Raw genomic sequence first — 2746 nt, 5'->3', positions numbered from 1 at the left:
TTGATGCATCGATCATCTCCGCTGATACCATACAGTTGATGCCGAAGATGCCTTTTGACTCTCGTGTTGACTCTTCGACTTTAAGAATAATCTGCTTGATCATTGAATAGGGGGTGTCAACATTTCCCTTGGATTTAGCTGAGTCTTTTGTCGTGGGGATCCCAAATTCTTCACCAAGTTCTGCAACTATACCGCTTGTGCTTATGATCCCCAATATACCAGAATTGGCTGCTGCTATGGCAAGTTTTTCCGTCTTCCACGGACCCATCCCTGCCTGGATTATTGGATGTTCTATTCCCAAAAGATCACATAGTTTTGTTCTTATCATATTTTTATCCCTCTAAACATAGGGATAATCCATAATTGTTTACTCCTAAAATGTCAAGGAAAAGAAAGGATATTGTTGATATTATATCAATAACTCATATTATTTTTGCTTGATATTCTATTAATGTATTAGATATATAGGATCAAAGCTATTAATTGTCGTTCATTGCTGTCAGTTGATGTCTTGCTCAATTTATTAATACTAATATTTTAGCATAATCTAAGTAAGGTTTTATTTTTTTGGGAGAAATAATAAAAAAATAAAGGGAGGATCTTTTATGGAGGTTCAGGAAAAGGATTTAGGAGCAGTAAAGATTACTAGAAAAGAGGGTTTTGCGACAATAACGCTAAATCGGCCAGATAAGTTGAATGCATTTAGCCCAGATCTAATGTATGACTTTATGGCAGCCATTAGTGATATATCGGGTGATGATGACGTTAGAGCAGTGATTATTACTGGAGCTGGGAGTTCCTTTAGTGCTGGGGGTGACGTTGTGAAGGATATAAATCCATTGAGGGAAATGAGCGCAACTGATTTTCATAAGTATTTCAGTGGAGCGAGTGTGATGTATGAGGGATTAATGAATTCTGAGAAGCCTTATATTGCTGCGATAAATGGGTACGCGGTTGGAGCTGGGCTTGATATGGCCCTTGCATGTGATATAAGGATTGCTGCAGATGATGCAAAGATGGGTGAATTTTTTGTTAGAATGGGTCTTACTCCAGAACTTGGGATATATCTTCTGCCAAGATTGGTTGGATTGGGCTGGGCTAAATTGATTTGCCTTGCAGGGGATATTGTTGATGCAGCTTAGGCAGAAAAGATTGGACTGGTTGAGCAGGTTGTACCTGCAGATGAATTAATCCCATCTGCTGAAAAATTAGCTAAAAAACTTGTTAACAGAGCAGTGGCGGTTGGATCAATTAAAAGAGCAATCAATGAATCACTCAAGATGACTATGGGATCTTCCCTTGAATATATATCAATATTACAGTATCAGTTATGTCATACTGAGGATCATAAAGAGGCGGTTACTGCATGGCTTGAAAAGAGAAAGCCCGTATTTAAGGGAAGATAGATAGAAAACATAGAATATGATATTACTCAGCTTGACTGACGTTTTTTTACTATATATGTTTTTACATTCCATCTCTTGCTTTTGAATAGATTTCTAAATATTCAATGATAAATCTTTGAGGATTTTTGTGAGCAATCTTTGATTTTATCTTGGTTTTTTTCTTAATATAGTTTTTATTATGGGAGAGAGTTTCAAGTGCTTTAGCAATCTCATTAGGCTTCGCGGGATCAATTACAATACCCTCATAATCAGATATCACCTCAGGAATTGAATTGACATTGCTCCCAATTATAGGAAGGCCAAAGGATAGCATCTCAAGAGCAATCCTACAGATGGTCTCTGAGCCAATTGATGGGATAACACCAATATCTGTTATAGATAATATATCTCTAACATCGCTTAGCCTACCAATAAATGAAATATTATCTAACTTTGTCTCTTTAGCAATTCTCATTAAGTAATCAGTGCTGAGGTTTATCTCCTCTCCAGAAACAATGTAGTGGAATTTATTTTTGTTATTTTCTTTTAAAAAGGAATAGCTTTTAATGAAATGATCCACTCCCTTAATCCTATCGAGTCTACCTATAAATGAGATTACAATCCTGTTATCTGGGATATTCAATTCTAATTTTAGATTCTTTTGCGGCTTATAATCTGAAAAGTCTCTATAATTCATCTCAAGAGGTATGATGGAGATGAATTTATCGTCAATACCCATGCTTTTTAAGGCAGATGCCATTGAACTGGATGAGATTGTGTAGTGCCTTGCTGAATGCATATAGAAAAATCTATTAAGGAGATTATTCCTTGGCAAAGTACTATCTGTTTTTGTTCTGATAAGTGGAATCTTTTTATCTATAAGAGAAAAATATGCAAAGGAGTGATCCCTCGAAATATGAGGGTTAATAATATTAATTTTTCTTTCTGAGACTATGCTTCTAAATCTATCTATCTTTCTGATATAAGAGATTGGATTTGAGTCCATTAAGTCAATATCATCTAAAGTTGTTATCCCCAATTCTTTTGCACTTATGATGATTGGACTCTCTGGTATACCAAATAAAAAAACATTGTATCCTGCTTTTTTTAAGCCTTCTGCAAGAAACAATGCATAGTGAGCTGACGCATTATACCATCTTACTGAGGCCATTATTAAAATAGAGAAGTCATTCCATGCCTTCTTCCCATATCCAGTCCTGGAAAACATTGTATCTTCTGGATGCTAAAGGACTTCGTTATACTTTTGGATAATAGCTTTTGTTATTAGATCCCTTGCCTCCTGGGTAATGGGGAAAAATAGATCAATGAATTCTCCATTTTTTCTTTTGTTAGAGGGCATT

2 protein-coding genes and 1 pseudogene are annotated in these 2746 nt (G+C 35.6%); 1 reads left to right on the top strand and 2 read right to left on the bottom strand.

Features of this window, described 5'->3' with window-relative positions; genetic code table 11:
- Positions 1-328, bottom strand: a 328-nt coding sequence (locus SVZ03_06030; protein MDY6933767.1) for a nitronate monooxygenase, incomplete at its 3' end; no start/stop codon positions are given.
- A gap of 277 nt (positions 329-605) precedes the next feature.
- Between SVZ03_06030 and SVZ03_06025 the strand changes: the two are divergent.
- Positions 606-1406, top strand: a pseudogene (locus SVZ03_06025) (enoyl-CoA hydratase/isomerase family protein).
- Between the two features lie 61 nt (positions 1407-1467).
- Here SVZ03_06025 and SVZ03_06020 read toward each other — a convergent pair.
- The gene (locus SVZ03_06020) at positions 1468-2613 is read right to left on the bottom strand and encodes a glycosyltransferase family 4 protein (protein ID MDY6933766.1); all 1146 of its coding nucleotides are present in this window, start codon (positions 2611-2613) and stop codon (positions 1468-1470) included.
- Positions 2614-2746 lie beyond the last annotated feature (133 nt).

It is taken from the genome of Spirochaetota bacterium (genome assembly GCA_034190085.1).
Classification (GTDB): Bacteria; Spirochaetota; UBA4802; order UBA4802; family JAFGDQ01; genus JAXHTS01.
The sequence above is the reverse complement of the archived record's forward strand: the minus strand, read 5'-3'. Positions and strand labels throughout refer to the sequence as shown.